At 61.1% G+C, this 17,853-nt stretch carries 14 protein-coding genes and 2 tRNA genes; 11 read left to right on the top strand and 5 right to left on the bottom strand.

The genetic code is table 11. The annotated features are described in order from the left end of the window. Nucleotides 1-3 precede the first annotated feature (3 nt). From Q0G85_RS00940 to Q0G85_RS00925, 4 genes are all read right to left on the bottom strand, one after another. Complete coding sequence (locus Q0G85_RS00940; protein WP_297153857.1) at nucleotides 4-1,593, bottom strand: ATP-binding protein; 1,590 nt, start codon at nucleotides 1,591-1,593, stop codon at nucleotides 4-6. Nucleotides 1,594-1,686: 93 nt separating this feature from the next. After that, the gene (locus tag Q0G85_RS00935; RefSeq protein ID WP_297153855.1) at nucleotides 1,687-3,303 is read right to left on the bottom strand and encodes a VWA-like domain-containing protein; all 1,617 of its coding nucleotides are present in this window, start codon (nucleotides 3,301-3,303) and stop codon (nucleotides 1,687-1,689) included. Then, complete coding sequence (locus Q0G85_RS00930) at nucleotides 3,272-4,696, bottom strand: leucine-rich repeat domain-containing protein (protein ID WP_297153851.1); 1,425 nt, start codon at nucleotides 4,694-4,696, stop codon at nucleotides 3,272-3,274. The genes Q0G85_RS00935 and Q0G85_RS00930 overlap by 32 nt, the downstream gene beginning before the upstream one ends. Nucleotides 4,697-5,082: 386 nt before the next feature. Further along, nucleotides 5,083-5,166: transfer RNA gene (locus tag Q0G85_RS00925), tRNA-Leu, on the bottom strand. A gap of 334 nt (nucleotides 5,167-5,500) precedes the next feature. Between Q0G85_RS00925 and Q0G85_RS00920 the strand changes: the two genes are divergently transcribed. The 7 genes from Q0G85_RS00920 to Q0G85_RS00890 all read left to right on the top strand — a co-directional run bounded on the left by Q0G85_RS00920 (nucleotide 5,501) and on the right by Q0G85_RS00890 (nucleotide 14,410). After that, nucleotides 5,501-6,901 (top strand): Sapep family Mn(2+)-dependent dipeptidase, encoded by a 1,401-nt coding sequence (locus Q0G85_RS00920; RefSeq protein ID WP_297153848.1) that lies wholly within the window; start codon nucleotides 5,501-5,503, stop codon nucleotides 6,899-6,901. Between the two features lie 240 nt (nucleotides 6,902-7,141). Further along, on the top strand, nucleotides 7,142-7,855 hold the full coding sequence (locus tag Q0G85_RS00915) for a LytTR family DNA-binding domain-containing protein (RefSeq protein ID WP_158050265.1): 714 nt from the start codon (nucleotides 7,142-7,144) through the stop codon (nucleotides 7,853-7,855). A gap of 332 nt (nucleotides 7,856-8,187) precedes the next feature. Next, the gene (locus Q0G85_RS00910; RefSeq protein WP_297153845.1) at nucleotides 8,188-9,900 is read left to right on the top strand and encodes a glucose-6-phosphate isomerase; all 1,713 of its coding nucleotides are present in this window, start codon (nucleotides 8,188-8,190) and stop codon (nucleotides 9,898-9,900) included. 79 nt (nucleotides 9,901-9,979) lie between these two features. Then, nucleotides 9,980-12,619 (top strand): carbamoyltransferase HypF, encoded by a 2,640-nt coding sequence (locus Q0G85_RS00905; protein WP_297153842.1) that lies wholly within the window; start codon nucleotides 9,980-9,982, stop codon nucleotides 12,617-12,619. 6 nt (nucleotides 12,620-12,625) lie between these two features. Then, nucleotides 12,626-12,850, top strand: coding sequence for a HypC/HybG/HupF family hydrogenase formation chaperone (locus Q0G85_RS00900; protein ID WP_297153839.1), 225 nt, complete (start codon nucleotides 12,626-12,628; stop codon nucleotides 12,848-12,850). After that, nucleotides 12,847-13,950, top strand: a complete 1,104-nt coding sequence (hypD, locus tag Q0G85_RS00895) for a hydrogenase formation protein HypD (protein ID WP_297153836.1) — start codon at nucleotides 12,847-12,849, stop codon at nucleotides 13,948-13,950. Before Q0G85_RS00900 ends, hypD begins: the two co-directional genes overlap by 4 nt. 79 nt (nucleotides 13,951-14,029) lie before the next feature. After that, nucleotides 14,030-14,410 carry a metal-dependent transcriptional regulator gene (locus Q0G85_RS00890; protein WP_297153833.1) on the top strand — a complete coding sequence of 127 codons (381 nt, stop codon included), beginning with the start codon at nucleotides 14,030-14,032 and terminating at the stop codon, nucleotides 14,408-14,410. Here Q0G85_RS00890 and Q0G85_RS00885 read toward each other — a convergent pair. Beyond that, entirely contained in the window at nucleotides 14,407-14,727 is a 321-nt protein-coding gene (locus Q0G85_RS00885; RefSeq protein WP_297153829.1) for a hypothetical protein, read from the bottom strand. The two genes, Q0G85_RS00890 and Q0G85_RS00885, sit on opposite strands and share 4 nt — an antisense overlap. An 88-nt stretch (nucleotides 14,728-14,815) precedes the next feature. Here Q0G85_RS00885 and Q0G85_RS00880 point away from each other — a divergent pair, with 88 nt between their 5' ends. The 4 genes from Q0G85_RS00880 (at nucleotide 14,816) to Q0G85_RS00865 (ending at nucleotide 17,847) form a co-directional block, all read left to right on the top strand. Further along, nucleotides 14,816-15,673: a septum formation initiator family protein gene (locus Q0G85_RS00880; RefSeq protein ID WP_297153826.1), complete on the top strand. Its 858-nt coding sequence runs from the start codon at nucleotides 14,816-14,818 to the stop codon at nucleotides 15,671-15,673. Continuing rightward, complete coding sequence (locus Q0G85_RS00875) at nucleotides 15,673-16,635, top strand: Ppx/GppA family phosphatase (protein WP_297153823.1); 963 nt, start codon at nucleotides 15,673-15,675, stop codon at nucleotides 16,633-16,635. The genes Q0G85_RS00880 and Q0G85_RS00875 overlap by 1 nt, the downstream gene beginning before the upstream one ends. A gap of 23 nt (nucleotides 16,636-16,658) precedes the next feature. Then, a tRNA-Leu gene (locus Q0G85_RS00870) sits at nucleotides 16,659-16,743 on the top strand. A gap of 54 nt (nucleotides 16,744-16,797) precedes the next feature. Then, nucleotides 16,798-17,847, top strand: coding sequence for a polyprenyl synthetase family protein (locus Q0G85_RS00865; RefSeq protein ID WP_297153820.1), 1,050 nt, complete (start codon nucleotides 16,798-16,800; stop codon nucleotides 17,845-17,847). Nucleotides 17,848-17,853: the final 6 nt, after the last annotated feature.

Below are 17,853 nucleotides of genomic sequence, written 5' to 3'. Positions count from 1 at the left end.
GCGTCAGCAGCCGCTGCAGCTTCCGCACCCGCAAGATTTCTTAGCCGCTTCAGCCTTGCGCGCTTTTTCGTCGGCACTGGCAAGTGCGTCCAGGTCGATTTCTTGGAGGCGTTTTTCCAGGTCGGATCCACCGCTCGCGGCAAGAACGTTTTTCCCGTGTTTGGCGTACGCATCGCTTCCGAAGCGGCTCGCAAATTGCGAGGTCCCTTCTCGTGCGGCGAATTCTGCAGCGAAGGCGACCATCTCCCGCCCATTCCCGAAAACGCCCTCGATGAATGCGAACGCGCACTCGATTTCCCGTGCGCACGTTTCGGAGCGCTCTTTCATGTCCTGCACGCGAGCCGAGTAGACGCGTTCTATCACGGAAAATGCCGACTCGCCGGAGGGTGTGCGTTCGCTGTCGCATGCGCTTGCAAACTCGGAAAGCCATGCTGCGCCGAGGCGATAGGGGCGCAGCTTCTTTGCGGACACGCCAGCCTTCTCGTCGTGCGCGGCTTGCTGGGTAAGGGCGCGAGCCGCGCTCTCGAGTGCATCCCGCGCGCTTTCGCCATCCAAAATCGAAGGCTTTACTTCCCTGATCGCGTCGCGCACCACGCGCACGACCTGTTCTGCCTCGACGACCTTCTCCGCGTGGGCGTCGAGCGCGTCAAGGATAAGACGTGCGAGCGCGAGCCTTTCGTCAAAGCGCGCAGCCCTCGCGCGTTCCCTGATCTCATCGGGGGCGTTGCCCGCAAGAATCATCGAAATCCGATAGTCAGAGCGGTATTTCGTAAAGAGGAGGTAATACTGGGCGAATCGCTCGGCAATGGAATTGTCTTGCAGAAATTGGTCGACGAGGGTGCGGTCGACCGGCTTGCCCTTCATTTCGTGGAGCTTGATGATACGCGACAGATCGTCCCATCCGCGCGCGGTGACGAACGATTTACCGTCGGGCGTTGACTCGACGGAGTAGAAGTGGTCGGGCTTCACTTCGAGATACGACAGAATCGCAGGATGAACGCCTGTTTTGAGCGCATAGGCACGCCAGGCGCCCAGGTCGGGCTCGACGGCGATCTTGCGCAGTCGGTCGAGCGTCACAACGTCGAAATCGTAAACCGAGCGGTTATATTCGGGCGGATTACCTGCGCAAACCACGATCCACCCATCGGGAATTCTGTGGCGCCCGAAGGTTTTGAACTGCAGGAACTGCAGCATCGAAGGATAGAGCGTTTCCGATACACAGTTGATCTCGTCAAGGAAGAGAATGCCCCGATTATGACCCGTTTCCTCGCGGTAGTCGTAAATCGAGGCGATGATTTCGCTCATCGTGTACTCGCTGACGTCGAATTCCTCATCGCCGTAGCGCTTGTGCACGATGAACGGCAGGCCAAGCGCGCTTTGCCGGGTATGGTGCGTCATCGAATACGACACGAGCCCGATGCCAAGTTCACTCGCTACCTGCCCAACCACGGCCGTCTTCCCAATGCCAGGTGCGCCAAGGAGGAATAAGGGGCGCTGCGCTTCGGGCGCAATGAGGTAGGCGCCGGTTTCGTCGCGGGTGAGATACCCCTCGACCGTGTCCTCGATTTGGCGTTTCGCCTCTGCGATATTCATGAACTTGAGCTCCTTTCGGAATGGCCGCCCGACGTCGCGCGTTGCAGCGCTGTCCGTTAGGCATCTATCTGTTGCTATCTCGCCGAGTTTTCCCTACAGCTCGAATACGTCGTCTTCGTCCATAATCACCTTCATCGCCCATGGCGGCACCTTCCTCTCGCGCGGCGTCTCGTCGACGAAGACGAACGCCGTCTCGTAAGCAGGTGGGTTTGACGGGTATTTCCCCAGGCCATCGGTGAAATAGATGAGCCCTTTCAGGTTCGCGAGCTCACGGGTGCGCACGAGCTCGTCGACGTATTTGAACACGGGGCGGAAGTCAGTGCCGCCGAAGCCGCGCGTGACGAACTCCTCGAAGGCGCGGTCGATGTCTCGGATCGAAGTAATTTTCACATCGCGCGTGATGTCGCAGTCGCATTGGATCACGTGGATGTTCACCTTATGGCCGAAACCCTCGGAATTCTTCAGCACGTCGTAGGTCTTCTCCGCGAAGGTGCGCACGAGCTTTCCCGCGCACGACGCCGATGTGTCGATGGCGATGACGAAGTCGCGGATGCGGTTCGACTCCTGGTATTCAAGCGGCTCGATGAGCGGCATGTTCTTGTATCGCGAAAGCCCATACGTGTAGTAGATATAGTCGAACTCGTCAGGGCTTGTCTTCATTTCCTCCGACAGTGCGGAAAAGCGCTTGAGGAACGCGCGGTAGTCGTATCGTTTGCGATTTGCGACGGTGAGGTTCACCTGGAAGGTTCCGACGTTGAGACCTATCTTGCCCGAGAACGCCTCCATGTCCATATCGATCTGCGAGCTGATATCTTGCCAGCTCATGTCCGAGAAATCGGAGTAGGATACGCCGTCCATCGATTCGAAGGTTGCCTCTGCTTCCTCGGATGACTCCACGTCGACGATCGCATCGGGGTCCTCGATGTCCCCGAGCACCGCGTTGCTGCTCGACGATGGCGCCGCCATTCCGGGCATGTTAGCTCCAGGCGAGCGGCTTTTGTCCTCGCTGTTTGCGTCGTCATCGGTTTCCCCGCTGAGCTTGTCAGTTCCGTCGGAGGGCATAAGGGAAAGCTTGTCACCAGTGCTTTTCAGCGAGGAGTCGTGTTCGTTGGTGCGGGGCCACGCCTCGTGTCCATCGCGCGCGAACACGCCTTCGAGCGAAGCGGAGAAAGCAGGGGAGAGAACAGGCGGGTTCTCCTCGCCATTTCCAATGAGCGCACGGTAGATGCTCTGCGCGGTGAGGGCGGGGCATTTCTCGCGAATTTTGCCAAGCATGCGTTTCTCGGTGTTGTCTTGCGCGCTCGGAAAGCCCGTTCCGAGCAGCTCGATTGCAGTCGCCTCGACCGATGCGTCGCACGCGATGTCCCAAAGGGCGTGCGCGGGGTGCTTATCGTCGAAGGGGTGGCGGAATACGCAGTGCATGATGGTGTGAAAGTACCCGCGCAGCACTTCGTTGGGGCTTTTTCGGTACAGGTCGATCACTCGTGAGGGATCGAACCAAAGAAGGCGCCCGTCGGTTTCGAAGGCGTTTTCTTGAAGGCGTGCCACAAGCGGCATACGCCACAGTGCGACGTCCATGAAAGGGAGCTGCGCCATGAGGGAAATCCGTGCGCTTTCGATTGCCTCCTTTGCGATGCTTGCCGCTTCGGCGAGGACTGGCGCGGTTGCCGATGATGCTCTAGATTCCGTAATCGACGCACTGGTTGCCAAAGCGCTCCTCCTTCCCGTCGATCACGCGCGCTGCGGCAAGCGTGAACCCGAACCGGTTGAGCGCGCTTACCGCTTCGGGGGTGCGCTCGCCGTCGAGTATTCCCGATTCCATAAGGTTGTCGAGCGTTCCCCAGTCGTTGCGAGCGCCGGTGTGGACGCAAAGGCTCACAAACGATTTGTCGACGACGCTGCGGAAGAGGGCTTCGTGCGCTTCGTCGAGCAAGACGGGTCTCGCAAGGCGAGCAGCCATGAGGCGTGTCTGTTCGAATTCGTCTTTGACCTGGGGGAGGGAGTTGTCATAGGCGCTGGAGAGTGCTTCGGGGCGAATGCGGCCCGCGAAGAACGCCGCATCGATGATGGATCCGCGGACGGCGCCTGAGGGTACCTCGAGCGAGATTTCTCGATAGGCACCGCGGGGTATCGCGAACTCGATAGTGAGGCGGTCGCATGCGCGATTGGGAAGCGGTGGCGTATTCTCGGGGAAGGAGAGGCGCTCGGAGACGAGCAGGTGCGCGATGTGGCGGGTTCCCGCGAAGGTGGCGGGGGCAACCGACCGCACGCGCTCGTCGAGCACAACTTCGCCGATCGACCCAGGGCAGAAGACGGCATCGAGTCGCCCGTCTGGGAGCGCGCGGCACAGTACGCCGCCGTGCATCGTAAAGGTGCGATTGCCAGGCGCGACCGATATCTCGCTGAGAGAAGACGCGTATGCAAGCCCTGTTGACCCCGGGAAGGACGGCCCCGTGCATAGAGCGTCGTCACCGATGTTCTTGCAGGCAGAGGGGATGGCGAGCCGCGAAAGCGATGTGTTCGAAAACGCCGAGTCTCCGATGGTCGTAAGCGACTTTGGCAAATCGAGACGCCCAAGGTGAGAACAGCCGCGAAACGCCCCTTCGCCAATCACTTCGAGAGAGTTGCCTAGCTGCACGTCGCGAAGGTTCGCGCAGCGGGCGAAGGCCTCTTGCCCGATGGTTGTCAGCGAATCGGGCAGGGCAATGCGTTCGAGGGCGGCAAGATCGGAAAACGCGCCTCTGGAAATCGCGGTGACGGGCGCGCCGCCGAGGGCTTCAGGGACGACTATTTCTTTAGACGAGGACTCGGCAAGGAGGACGTATGCCTTCCCTGCGTCGGTGTGGTAACGGTATTTCGCCTGGTCGGTGAGGTGTACAGAGGTCGCATCGAGCGAGAAAGGAGAAGGTCGGTTGCCCGCAGGTTGTGAGGGGGCAATACCAGGCGAGGCGGGGATGCGGGGGATTGCTCGTCGCAGGGCGGCACCGCGCAACGAGTGCGGCGCGCGAGCTCCCCGGCCGCCCACTGTTCGGTGAGACGGTGCTGGGACGGTTGCGGCTCGCCCCTCCCGTTCGAGCGTTTGCGTCAATGCTGGTTGGTTCATCTTCGGGATGCGCCTTTCGATGATCTTCGTGCGGGTGCGCGAAGGCGGACGATGCGAACCTTTTCTCGTCCGGCGGTGTTGTTTAGAAGTTCGCTTCATCTAACACGAAAGGCAGTATACCGCGAAAGAGATGACAAGTTAGCCATACCAAACAAAATAATGAAACAAATTGTACGATCGCGCGAGAAGGCGAGGTGCGCTCGGGCTTGAGGTCGTGCGGGTTTTCGGAGGGCGATTTGTAGCCGAAAGGGATTGCTGTAGCGTTGCACGTCTTCATCGGGCGATTCGCGGTCGAAAGGGGCCGAACCGTGTCCCAAGAAGGAAGGCGATCCGTGTACAACGGGGCATGAAAAAAGCCGCTCAACGGCGGCTTGCTTGCGAAAAACTGGTGCCCGAGGCGAGAGTCGAACTCGCACGTCGTGAGACAACGGTTTTTGAGACCGCCGCGTCTGCCATTCCGCCACTCGGGCACATCAGCCTTCACAGTATAACGGAAGCATGCGGGCGCGTCCATGACAAAATTTGCCCAGAGCTCGACTCTGTTGCTGCCTGTTGCTACCTCTTCTCTTCGCCTCCGATTTCCGCTTAGCCCCAGCTTCCCTTTGCCGCCTTTGCCCCTTGTTTTCCTGCGACTCTTGTTTCACGTCCTCCCGCGCCTCGATTTCACCCCGCGCCTCCAGGCTTCACCTTCGCTCCCTGCCCCCAAGCCGCGCTCTTTCGCGAATCGCGCGATTGCGGGCTGTTCGCGGACGGTGCGCTGGGGTAAAGTTGACGCGATACCAACAACATCAAGGAGGTTGTCCCATGGAAGACGTTCTTGTGGGCGAAATCGATTCATATCTCGAAAAGCATTGGGAAGACATCGTCGCGGATATCGAACGCGTCGTGCGCATCGAAAGCACGGAAGATCTGTCGGCAGCGCAGCCCAACGCGCCGTTTGGGCCCGGCCCTCGCGCGGCTCTCACCGAGGCGCTCAACATCGCGCGTGACATGGGCTTTGACGTCCACGACGTCGATGGTTATGTGGGATATGCCGACCTGCCCGGCGAGTACGATACGCAAATCGGAATCATCGGTCATGTCGACGTGGTTCCTGCCGGCCCTGGTTGGACGGTCGATCCGTTCGCCGTCACGCGTCGCGAGGGGTATCTTATGGGCCGCGGCGTCATCGACGATAAGGGCCCTATCATCACGGCACTCCACGCGGTGAAGTTCTGGCTCGACAAGGGCGAAAAGCTGCCCTACACGATCCGCGTCATCTTCGGCGCGAACGAGGAAACGGGAATGGGCGACGTCCCGTACTACCGCGAGCGCTTCGCCGACCCGGCGTTTCTCTTCACTCCCGACGCCGAGTTCCCCGTGAGCTATGGCGAGAAGGGCCTCTACGACGGCACGTTCACGAGCAAGCGCTTCGAGGGCGGCGCGATCGTCGACATCGAAGGCGGCGCGGCGACGAACGCGGTCCCGGGCATCGCCCACGCGATCGTGCGCGCTGACGTATCGGCGCTCCCCCAGGCTGAGGGTATCGTCGTCACCGATGCGGGCGAGGGCCTGGCGCGTATCGATGCGCAGGGGAAGGCGGCTCATGCGAGCTTGCCGCATCTGGGCAAGAGCGCCATCGACCTGCTCGTTGCCTATCTGCTGGAAAACGACGTGTGCACCGCCGAAGAGCGGGCGTACTTCGAGCTGGTCCGCAAGCTCACGAGCGCGACCGACGGGGCGAACCTCGGCATCGAGACGGCCGACGAGCACTTCGGCGAGCTGACCGTGGTCGGTGGCACCATCTCGATGAAAGACGGTCGCGTGAGGCAAGCGCTCGACTGCCGTTTCCCCACGTCGATCACACCTGAGGAGCTTGCCGGAACTCTCGCTGGCTTGGCGGGCGAAGCGGGCGCCGACTACGAGACGACCCGCACGGTGGAGCCATTTCTCATCGACCCGGAATCGGGCTATGTCCAGGCGCTTCTTTCCGCCTACAACGAGGCCACGGGCGAGCATGCCAAGCCCTTCACGCAGGGCGGCGGCACCTATGCGCGCAAGTTCTCCTGCGCGGCGAGCTTCGGCCCCGAGATGCCGTGGATCGAGATGCCTGAATGGGCGGGCGGTATGCACGGCCCCGACGAGACGGTGCCCGAGGAGCTGCTCAAGAAGGCGTTCAAGATTTACGCGCTCACCATTGCGCGCCTGATGGAGCTCGAGCTGTAGAGGGCTGGCGCGCCGGGTCGCCTTGCGGTCGGCGCGCCGCGCTCGGCCTGCGCCCCCACTTCCTCAGCGACCCCCTGCTGGGGTTGTCGGCGTTGCGCTTACATTGGCAGCCAACCTGTTTCGAAATGATGCCGCATAACGTACAAATCTGGAGTGCTTTGATTTATAATCGACCGTTAGGAGTACGCTCTGCGAAAGGCGCAGATGCGGCATCATCGAACACGAACCTGGGAGGCTTATATGCTCAAAGCAATCATCGTCGACGACGAGGCCCCCGCGCGCTCCGAATTGAAATTCCTGCTCGACGAACTTGGCCAGACCGAGGTTGTTGCCGAGGCGGCTAGTGTGCGCGAGGCTATCGAAAAGCTCAAAGAATACCCCTGCGACGTCATGTTCCTTGACGTGAACATGCCGGAAGCCACCGGCCTTCAGCTTGCCGAGGCGCTGCAGCACCTGAAATTCCCGCCCGCGGTGGTGTTCGTCACCGCCTACAGCGAGCACGCGCTCGACGCGTTCAAGGTCAACGCCATCGATTACCTGGTGAAACCGGTCGAGACCGAGCGTCTCTCTCAGGCACTCGCCCGTGTGCGCGAGCACGTTTCGCTGCACGTGCAGGCTCAGAAGTCAGAGCGCATCCCCGTAGAAAAGGGCGGCAAGAAGATTCTCATCGGCATCGACAAGATCCGCTTCGTCATGGCGCGCGACGATTATGCATACCTGCAGACCGACACCGACCGCTATTTCTCCACGGTGAGCTTGGCTCAGCTCGAAAAGCGCCTGGACGGACACGGATTCTTCCGCGTGCACCGCGGCTATTTGGTGAATCTTTCCATGGTCGAGGAAATCGAGTCGGTTTCCGGCGGTACGTTGCTGCTTACGCTGAACGGCGTAGAAGAGAAGATTCCCGTAAGCCGCAGGCGTGTGAGCGCGCTGAAGAAGGCGCTGGGACTGTAGCGGCGATTTCGCTGCTTAGCACGGCATTTTCACAATTGGGATAAAGAGCGCTCGTCGCATTCGCGGCGGGCGTTTTTTGCGCAAGGCGGACATGGATGCGGGGACGCGTGTCCTGGAAAGCGAGTCACCGCAAAGGGGACGAGAATGGGACAGGGGCAACACGGAGAAGAGCGAGATGGACTAGGTCGAGGGCGAATACGCTTCCCAATGGTGATTCGCTCTGTGATTTCGACCCGTTTCCCCACTTGTCCATAACTCCATCACAGGGTTCGAGGATAATTCATATCGTGCATGCCTTCGAAGGGCGCGCACAATACCGAAAGAAGGTTTACATGCTGATTAGCGACATGGAAAAGCTATACCCTTCTGCGAAAACGCTCGTGAAGGAATGCGTCGCCAGCCGTGTGCGGGCCAAGGACGCATCGCTCTACGATTTTTCCGACGGTGCGCGCGAGTGTGCCGAGAATTTTATGGGATGGGTCGATTTGGGCATGAACCCCCAGTGCGACCTCGAGAAAGTCCAGCGCTTCGCCGATAACGTGGTGGACAGCGGCATTAAAACCGTCGTCCTCATCGGTCAGGGCGGCTCCACGCAAGCTCCCATGACCATCACGAAATACAATAAGTCCGATACGGTCCGGTCGAATCGCGTCTCCTTCAAGACGCTCGATTCCGATTCCCCCGTCCGCATGCGCGAGCTGCTTGCCGATTGCGATCCCGCGACCACGCTCGTGATCGTGTCCTCGAAGTCGGGGGGCACCATCGAGCCGCGACTGCTTTCCGCTGCATTGCGCGACGCTCTTGAGGCTCAGGCGCCGGAGATCAACTTCGCGAATCACCTGGTCGCAATCACCGACCCTGGTTCGCAGCTCGAGCGCCAGGCGCGCGAAGAGGGTTGGCTTGCGGTCTTCAACGGCGAGCCAACCGTCGGCGGGCGCTTCTCGGCGCTGTCGATCTTCGGCCTTCTGCCTGCGGCGCTTGCCGGCATCGACTTGGAGCAGTTCGTTGCCCACGCGTGCGAGGCCGAAGAGCATTGCAGCGAGGATTCCATCGACAATCCGGCAATCAATCTTGCCGCGTTCCTCTACGACAATTACCTTAAAGGCCGCAACAAGTTCTCCTTCCTCACGCCGAAGCGCGGGCGTGTTTTGGGCCTTTGGATTGAGCAACTTGTGGCCGAATCGCTTGGCAAGGAGGGGCAGGGCATCCTGCCGAACATCGAGGTCGACTCGCTTTTGCTTGCGCGCGACGCGGGCGATCGCAGCGTCATCATGTACCAGACGAAGACCGATTTGTGGGACGAGCGCAAGAACTTCGAGATGAGCCTCGCCTATATCGACCCGGCCATCCCGCGCCTGAATTTCAAGATCGACTCCGCGCTCGAGCTCGCTGAGCACTTCGTGATGTGGGAATACGCCATCGCGATGTGCGGCTACCTCATGCGCGTGTGCCCGTTCGACCAGCCCGACGTCGCCTCTGCGAAGGCCGAGGTCTTAAAGATTCTCGCCGAGGGGCAGCCGGAGCCCGATTTCGTGCAGGACTTCATCGGCGATGTCCACATGGGCGAAGTCGAGGTGCGCTTGGCCCCGTGCTTTAAGGATTGCACCGACGTGCGCGGCGTCCTGCGCGCGCTGCTCGGCAGCATCCAGCCGGGCGACTTCTTCGCGCTGAACGCGTTTCTGCCCTTCACGGGCGAGGGCCGTCGCGAAGCGCTCGAGGACATCCGCCACGGAGTGGGCGAATCGCGTCAGGTCGCGTCGTGCTTGGAGGTGGGCCCGCGCTACCTGCACTCCACCGGTCAGCTGCAGAAGGGCGGCCCGAACTGCGGCGTGTTCCTCATCTTGTCGGCTGACGAGCTGAAGGACATCCCGCTTAAGCGCGAGGCGGAAAGCCTGGGCGCGCTTGCGAAGGCGCAGGCGTCGGGCGATTTGCTCACGCTGGCGAGTCGCGGTCGTCGCTGCGTGCACCTGCATCTGCCCGACAACTCGGGCGTGACGTTGCGCGCGCTCGCCGCCGTCATCCGCGAGATCCTGGCCGAGCTCTAGGTTTGCGCCGTTTTGCGCCGCGCCCGTTGCGAGATGGGCGCGGCGTTCTGTATTGTCTGAGTTTTTGAGGGTGAGAAGCATGATCGAGGCGCTCGATATTCATGTGACGGGAATCGTCCAAGGGGTGGGCTTTCGCCCCTTTGTCTACCGAATGGCGAAGAAATACCTGATTAACGGGTGGGTTTTGAACGCGACGGACGGCGTGAACATCCATGCGGAGGGTGAGAGCCGCTTACTCGACGAGTTCGTGCTCGAGCTTTCCGAGAACGCGCCCGCGGCGGCCCAGGTGAAGGAAATAGAGCTGAAAGAAGTGCCTCTGCAGGATTTCACTTCCTTCGAGATCCGCTTCTCGGACGACGCTGCGGTGCGGGAGACCACGCTCGTGTCGGCCGACTTGGCGACCTGCGACGATTGCGTGGCCGAGCTTTTCAACCCGAACGACCGCCGCTTCCGCTACCCCTTCATCAACTGTACCAATTGCGGGCCACGCTTTACGATCATCGATGCGCTGCCCTACGATCGCGCGAGCACATCCATGAAGGATTTTCCCATGTGCGAGCGCTGTGCGGCCGAATATGCCGACCCCTTGGACCGCCGTTTCCATGCCCAGCCGGACGCGTGTTTCGAATGCGGGCCGCATCTTTCCCTTGCGTGGCGTCCAGAAGGCGAGTGCGAGTGCGAGTGCGAAGGTGAGAAGCTTCCGTCCTTGGCAGTCGACGAGGCGGGCGCGGCAGCGTCGGACGATCTTCCCAGTGGATGGCGTATCGCCTGGGGGAAGACGCGCGAGGCCTCAGATGCTCTCATTGCGCGGGTAGTCGAGCTCCTTTGCGCGGGGCAGGTCGTGGCCGTGAAGGGGCTTGGCGGGTTCCACCTGGTGTGCGACGCGCGCAATGCCGCGGCGATCGCGCGACTGCGCGAGGGGAAGCATCGCGGCGGCAAGCCGTTTGCCGTCATGGTGGCAAACGCCGATGCGGCGCGCAGCGTCTGCGAGGTGACCCCTGAAGAGGAAAAGGCCCTCGCCGATCCGGTGCGCCCGATCGTGCTGCTGAAGAAGCGTCCGGGTGTGGCGCTTGCCGCGGGGCTTGCCGATAAGCTGCTCGAGTTGGGCGTCATGCTCCCCGCAACGCCGGTGCAACACCTCCTGCTGCACGATTTCTCCGAGGCTCTCGAGAAGATGGGCGCTCCTGAGCCTGCGATGCTTGTGATGACCTCGGGAAACATCCATGACGAGCCGATTGTCACCGACGATGCCGAGGCGCGCGAGAAGCTCGGCGGTATCGCGTGTGCTGTGCTGGGGAACGATCGCGCCATTCTCTCGCGCTACGACGATTCGGTCGTTCGCATCATTTCGGCAGGTTCTGCGGGAGTTGCGGTGCAGATGATTCGCCGTGCGCGCGGCTTCGCGCCCGTGCCGCTGAAGCTGGCCCAAACGAGCGCCGAGGTGGCGGGCCAAGAGGGGGCGGCTTCGGGCGAGAGTCCCGCAGAAGCCGATGCCCCGACTGGTGCTGCCGATGTCTCCACGCCCGAAGAAGCCGATGCTCCCGCGGCGAGTGCCGCCGTGCTTTTCGCAGCTGGCTCGGAACAGAAAAACACCTTCACCTTCGTGCGCGGCGAAGAGGCGTTCGTCTCCCAACATGTGGGCGATCTGGAAAACGCCGAGTCCTTCGACGCCTGGCTCGATGCGAAAAGTCGCTTCGAGAAGCTGTTCGACCTGCAGGCAACGCGCTTTGCCTGCGACGCCCATCCCGAGTATCTGGCATCGAAATGGGCGCGTGAACAGGCGAAAAAGCAGAATATCCCCCTGCTTGAGGTGCAGCATCACCATGCGCACGTCGCTTCGGTCATCGGCGAGAACGGCCTTTCGGACGCGGTGTGCGGAATCGCCTTCGATGGAACGGGGTTCGGAGCGGACGGCTCTATCTGGGGCGGGGAAGTGCTGCTCGCGAATGCGCAGGCGTACGAGCGCTTCGCCAACTTCGCCTACGTTCCCATGCCGGGTGGCGCCGCATGCGTGAAAAACCCTCTGCGCATGGCGTACGGCGTGCTGTGGGAGTTCGACTTGCTCGAGCATCCGGCGGCGAAGCGTGTCCTCGATGCGCTTGGTGAGCAGGCCGATCTTTGCGACCAGATGATCGAGCGCGGCTTGAACACGCCGATGACCTCGTCGGTCGGCCGTCTCTTCGATGCGGTGAGCGCCATCTTGGGAATTTGCGAGCATCCGACTTACGAAAGCGAGGCGGCGGTCCTTTTGGAGGCTGCCCTGTGCCAGGCGGTGCCTTCCGATGGTGTCTCGCCTGATGAGAAGGTCGCCAACAGCCGCTACTCGGTCGCCATCACAAAGAACACCGCGACGCCGAGCTCGACCGCCCAGGACACGTCGGTCCTGCTCTTCGACGCAGCTCCCACGTTTAAGGCGCTTCTCGATGACTTGCAGGCCAACATCCCCATCTCGCTCATCGTCCGCCGCTTCCACAATGCCATCGTGGAAGTCATCGTGAACGCGGCGAAGCTGATGTATAGCGTGTACGGGGTGAGCACGGTGGCGCTTTCCGGCGGCGTCTTCATGAACCGCTATCTCATCGAACACGCGCTCGCCGCCCTGCAAGCCGAGGGCTTCACGGTTGCCGTCAATCGCGAGCTGCCGCCTAACGACGGATGCATCTCCTATGGACAGGCTGTGATAGCATGTTCGCAAGACAAGACGAAGAAAAAGGACTGAGTGCCTATGTGTCTGGCAATCCCCGCGTTGATCACGGAAAAGAAAACGAACAACATGGCCACGACCGAGATCCTCGGTGTCACGCGCGACGTCTCGCTCGATTTGACCCCGCAGGCCGAGGTCGGCGATTACGTTTTGGTGCACGCCGGCTTCGCCATCGAGGTAATCGATGAGGAATACGCGAAAGAGACTATTGAGCTGGTCAAACAATTCGAGGACGTTGCCGTATGAGCACCTTGGAAAACGTTGCCGACATCGATTTCTCGGCTTTTAAGGACCCGAAGCTTGCACGCGGGCTTATCGAGGCTATCCATCGTCTTGCCCCCGAGCATGCGACGCTCATGGAAGTGTGCGGCACGCATACTGTGGCCATCGCGCGCAACGGCATTCGCGATTTGATGCCCGAAGGGCTGCGTTTGGCGTCGGGCCCTGGCTGTCCCGTTTGCGTCACATGCAACCGCGACATCGACACGGTGATCGCGCTTTCGCGCATCCCGAACGTGACTATCACCACCTTCGGCGACATGACGCGCGTCCCCGGGTCGACTTCGAGCCTGCTTGCCGAACAGGCTGCGGGTCGCTCGGTCGAGATCGTGTACTCGCCCCTCGACGCGCTCTCCTTCGCCCAAGCGCATCCCGAGAGGGAGGTCGTGTTCGTGGGCGTCGGCTTCGAAACGACGACGCCGCTTGTGGCCATGGCGATCAAGCGCGCGAAGGCCATGGGACTTACCAACTTCACCGTGTTCGCGGCGCACAAGAACATGCCGGGCGCCCTGGAAATGCTCGTGGGGGATCCCACGCTCGAGCTCGATGCGCTCATTCTCCCTGGTCATGTGAGCACCATCATCGGTGCCGAGCCGTATCGGTTCCTTGCGGAGAAGTACGGCATTCCTGGCGTGATCACGGGCTTCGAGCCGGTTGACGTGCTGCAGGGCATTGCCATGCTCGTGCGTCAGCTTCACGAGGGCCGCGCCGAGATCGAGATCGCCTATGCGCGCGGCGTCATGCCCGAGGGCAACCCCGTGGCGCTTGCCGCAATCGACGAGGTGTTCGAAACCTGCACGGCCACGTGGCGCGGATTGGGCGACATCCCAGGCTCGGGGTATCGCATTCGCGAGGAATTCGCCGACTTCGACGCGGTTCGCCGTTTCGAGCCCGAAGTGGAGCCGACGCACGACCCCAAAGGCTGTCGTTGCGGCGATGTGCTGCGTGCCCGCATGGCCCCTAACGAGTGCCCCCTGTTCCGCACGGTCTGCACGCCGGAGAACCCCGTCGGGCCCTGCATGGTGTCGAGCGAGGGCAGTTGTGCGGCGTACTATCGGTATTATTAAAGTTAACTACGGTTAAGACCTTCCCCGTAACTGTTTGCGCTGTGGTACCATAGGGAAAAGCGCTGATTGGAGGACGAGCATGGAAAAAGTATCCATGTCACACGAAGATTATCTTGAGGCCATCGTCATGCTGGGCGGAACGACCGAAGACTCTGTGCGCTCGGTCGATATCGCGAACAAGCTGGGGGTCTCTAAGGCTTCTGTAAATAAGGCAATGAACGCGCTGAAGGAAAAGGGCTTCGCCGACCAGCCCTATTACGGCGACGTCACGTTGACGGAAGACGGCTATCGCTACGGCACGTCGGTGCTCGAGCGCCACGAGCTTCTCTGCAAGTTCCTCACCAAGGCTCTGGGAATTCCCGAGGAAACGGCTCAGGAGGAAGCGTGCTTGATGGAGCATGCCATCAGCGATGAATCCTTCGAGAAATGGAATTCTTATATCAAGCAACTCGATATCTAGAGCCCCTTTTTAGCCGTCTTTTCGCCATCTGATTCTTTCGGATGCGCGTCAAGGCTGCTCAGCGGGCTGCGAGCATAATAAACCACCCTCAAAGCGCTGGCCGTTTTCGCGTGCTGGCGCTTTGCTTGTGTGGTATCCTGCAAAGAGCTTCTTGCATTACACACACTCTCATCAAACCACGATGCACTAAGGGGCCATTCGTTGACACAACAGGCGAAAATACTTTCGTTTGACAAGGCGCGGCGTTCGCAAGGGAGCCGTCCGCATTCATTCGATTCATCCCAATCCACAACACGCGATGCGCGTTCTTCCCGCACGGGATATTCCTCCCGCGAACGTTCGGAGTCACGCGCGGCTGCTCGTTCGCGCCGCGAGGCGGACTATGCCGCCCGCGCGGCGGAGCGCTTGCGCTATTCGGATGAGGGAACGCGCGAGGTTCGCTCGCGTTCGTACGACGATGCCCGCGGCACCCGATCCCGTCCGCGTTTGTACGACTCCCGACGCTCCTCTTCGGGCAGGGATTCCTTTGACGGGCGCGCCTGCACTTCGCGCTTCGAGGATGATTACGCAAACAGCCGGCTCGCCTGGGATGATCCTTCTGAAGAAGTCGACGCGGAGCAGCAAGAGCGCGAGCCCGAGCGGCTTTCCCGCTTCGAGGCACTCAAGCGCAAGCGCGCGAAGGACAAGGCGGATCGCAAGTTCACGCGCCAGTACGGTGGCAGCGGAAACGCCGCGGCCTCTGGCGAAGGCGGCTCGCGCGCTGCGGTGTACAAGGGGGAAATGGGCTCGGCGCACCGGCGCTCCGCTCGTATGCAAAACGAAGGCTCCTCGTCGGCGTCTCGCCGTTCCCGCGGCGAAGGATCGCGCACGTCCGCATCGCGCCTAGTGACGCGTCCTTGGTTCGTCGCTGTGGCTGCCACGGCGTTTTGCCTGGTGTTCACCGTGTCGTTCCTCTATCCTTCGGCGGCGCAGCTCTACCACTCCGTGCGCGAGCGCGATCAGTTGCAGGCGGAATACGCCGCCATCGAGCAGCGCAACGATTCGATTCAGGCAACGGTTGACGCGCTCTCGACCGACGCAGGCGTGGAAGATCGTGCGCATCAGGAATTCGGCTGGGTCTCGAAGGGCGAAAACGCCGTCACCGTGTACGGCCTCGACCTCGACGACGATTCGACCTTCACGGCGAGCATCGTGCCTGGTAGCGTTCCCGCTCCTGAAACGTGGTACTCCAAGCTGCTCGACCCGATCTTCGGGGAGAAGTAATGCGCTTGGGAAGGTATGCCGCGATCGACATCGGGACGGTGACCTGCCGTATGCTCGTTGCCGATGTGGACGAATCGGGGCTGCGCGAGCTCACGCGGGAATATGCCATCACCAACCTCGGTGAGGGGGTGGATGCAACAGGCGAGCTTAAACCCGAGGCAATCGACCGCGTCGTGTGCGCTATCGATAGGTTCCTCACCGTTCGCGATTCGCTTTCGACACCTGAGCATCCCGTGATTTGCACCATCGCAGTGGCGACTTCGGCCGCCCGCGACGCGCGCAATGCCGACGATTTCGCGGCACGCCTGCGCGAGCGGGGGATCGAGCTGTCGGTCATCCCCGGCACTCGCGAAGCCGCCCTGTCGTTTTCGGGCGCTTCGATCGACTTTTCGGGCGAGCGCCTCATGGTGGTCGATGTGGGCGGTGGCTCAACCGAGGTCGTCATTGGGACGGGCGGCGCATCGCCCCAATGCGCGAATTCCTTCAACGTGGGATGCCGTCGGGTGACTGAGAGATTCCTGGCGAGCGACCCTCCTGCACCCGAAGAACTCGCCCAGGCGCGCGCGTGGATTCACGATCAGATGGCTTCCTGGTTCGCCGCTCAGGCGAAAGAGCTGCCCGAGCTCGAGCGCGTCATCGCGGTGGCGGGCACGGCCACGACCGTCGTCAGCATTCGCGAGCGTATGGAAGTCTACGATTCCGCTTGCGTTCACAAGGCGCAGGTCTCGCAGCGGGCCTTGCTCGAGGTGTACGAGCGCCTGGCCGCCTTGCCGCTTGTCGAGCGAGAGCAGGTGATAGGACTCGATCCTAAGCGCGCACCTGTTATGGTTGCGGGGCTTCTTATTTTGCTTGAAGTGCTTGATTTCGCCGGCATTGATGCGTTTACGGTGAGCGAAACGGACATTCTCCATGGTATTACGCTCGCTGCTTCGCATGAGGCCTGCGAAAAATCGCGCTTGTGATAGGATTTGCACGAGCAAATCGCGGGGGCGTGGCGGAATTGGCATACGCAGCGGACTTAAAATCCGCCGCCGCAAGGCTTGTGGGTTCGAGTCCCACCGCCCCTACCAGATTTGATCTTTCAGCAACGTTCGAACTACGAAGACAGGCGATTCACCGACCGCATGGAAACCATCAACGACATCATCGCATTGACCGAGCAGCCCCCCTCCTCGTTTGAGGAATACCTGGGTCGCTACGCGTCCAAAATTGGGGATATCCTAAATGCCTATATCCCGTCGGGGTCGCATCCCGATATGGATCGCTACCTCTACGACCCGCTGAAGCGCTATAGCGAAAACGGCGGAAAGCGTCATCGTCCGCTCATCTGCTATGCGGCGTGTCGCGCGGTTGGCGGGGATATGAATCTTGCCACGAGCGCTGCGGCGGCTATCGAGCACTTCCATACGGCCGCGCTCATTCACGACGACATCGCCGACGAGGCGGAGCTGCGCCGTGGTGAGCCGTGCCTGCACCTCACGGAGGGTATAGGCCTTGCCATCAACATGGGTGACCTTGCGTTGTCCCTGGTAAACGGTACGGTAATCAACGACCCGCTGCTCAGCGACGCGGTGAAGGTGCGCGTTGTGAGCGAGCTGATCGAAATGACGCGCCGCACCATCGAGGGCCAGGCACTCGATATCGGCTGGGCTCGCGATGGCCGCTACGACATCACGCCTGAAGACTACTTGGTCATGGCGACGCATAAGACTGCGCATTATTCGGGCGCGGTCCCCTTGGCTGTCGGTGCCATCGTGGGTGGAGGCACCGAGCAGCAAATCGAGGCGCTGCGCTCGTATGGTCTCGACACGGGCCTCGCATTCCAGATTCAAGATGACCTGCTGAACCTTATCGGCAGCGAAGAGTCCACCAAGAAGGACTTCCGCAACGATATCACCGAGGGCAAGCGCACGCTTATGGTTGTCCATGCGCTGCAGAATTCCCCGAAGCGCGATCGTTTGATTGAGATTCTCTCTTCCAAGGAGAAGGATCCCGCCGTGCTCGCCGAGGCGGTGGGGATCATGGTCGAGTCGGGCTCTATCGAGTACGCGCGCACCTATGCAGAAAATCTCACGAACGCTGCCAAGAATCGCCTGGTCGACCTTGTCGAGCCGTCCGATTCGCTGAAGCTGCTCATCTCCATGGCCGATTGGTTCGTCAACAGATTGAAGTAGGCGGTT

Source organism: uncultured Ellagibacter sp. (genome assembly GCF_934617235.1).
Lineage (GTDB): Bacteria > Actinomycetota > Coriobacteriia > Coriobacteriales > Eggerthellaceae > Ellagibacter.
Note: the sequence above shows the minus strand (reverse complement) of the source record. Positions and strands in the feature narration are given on the sequence as shown.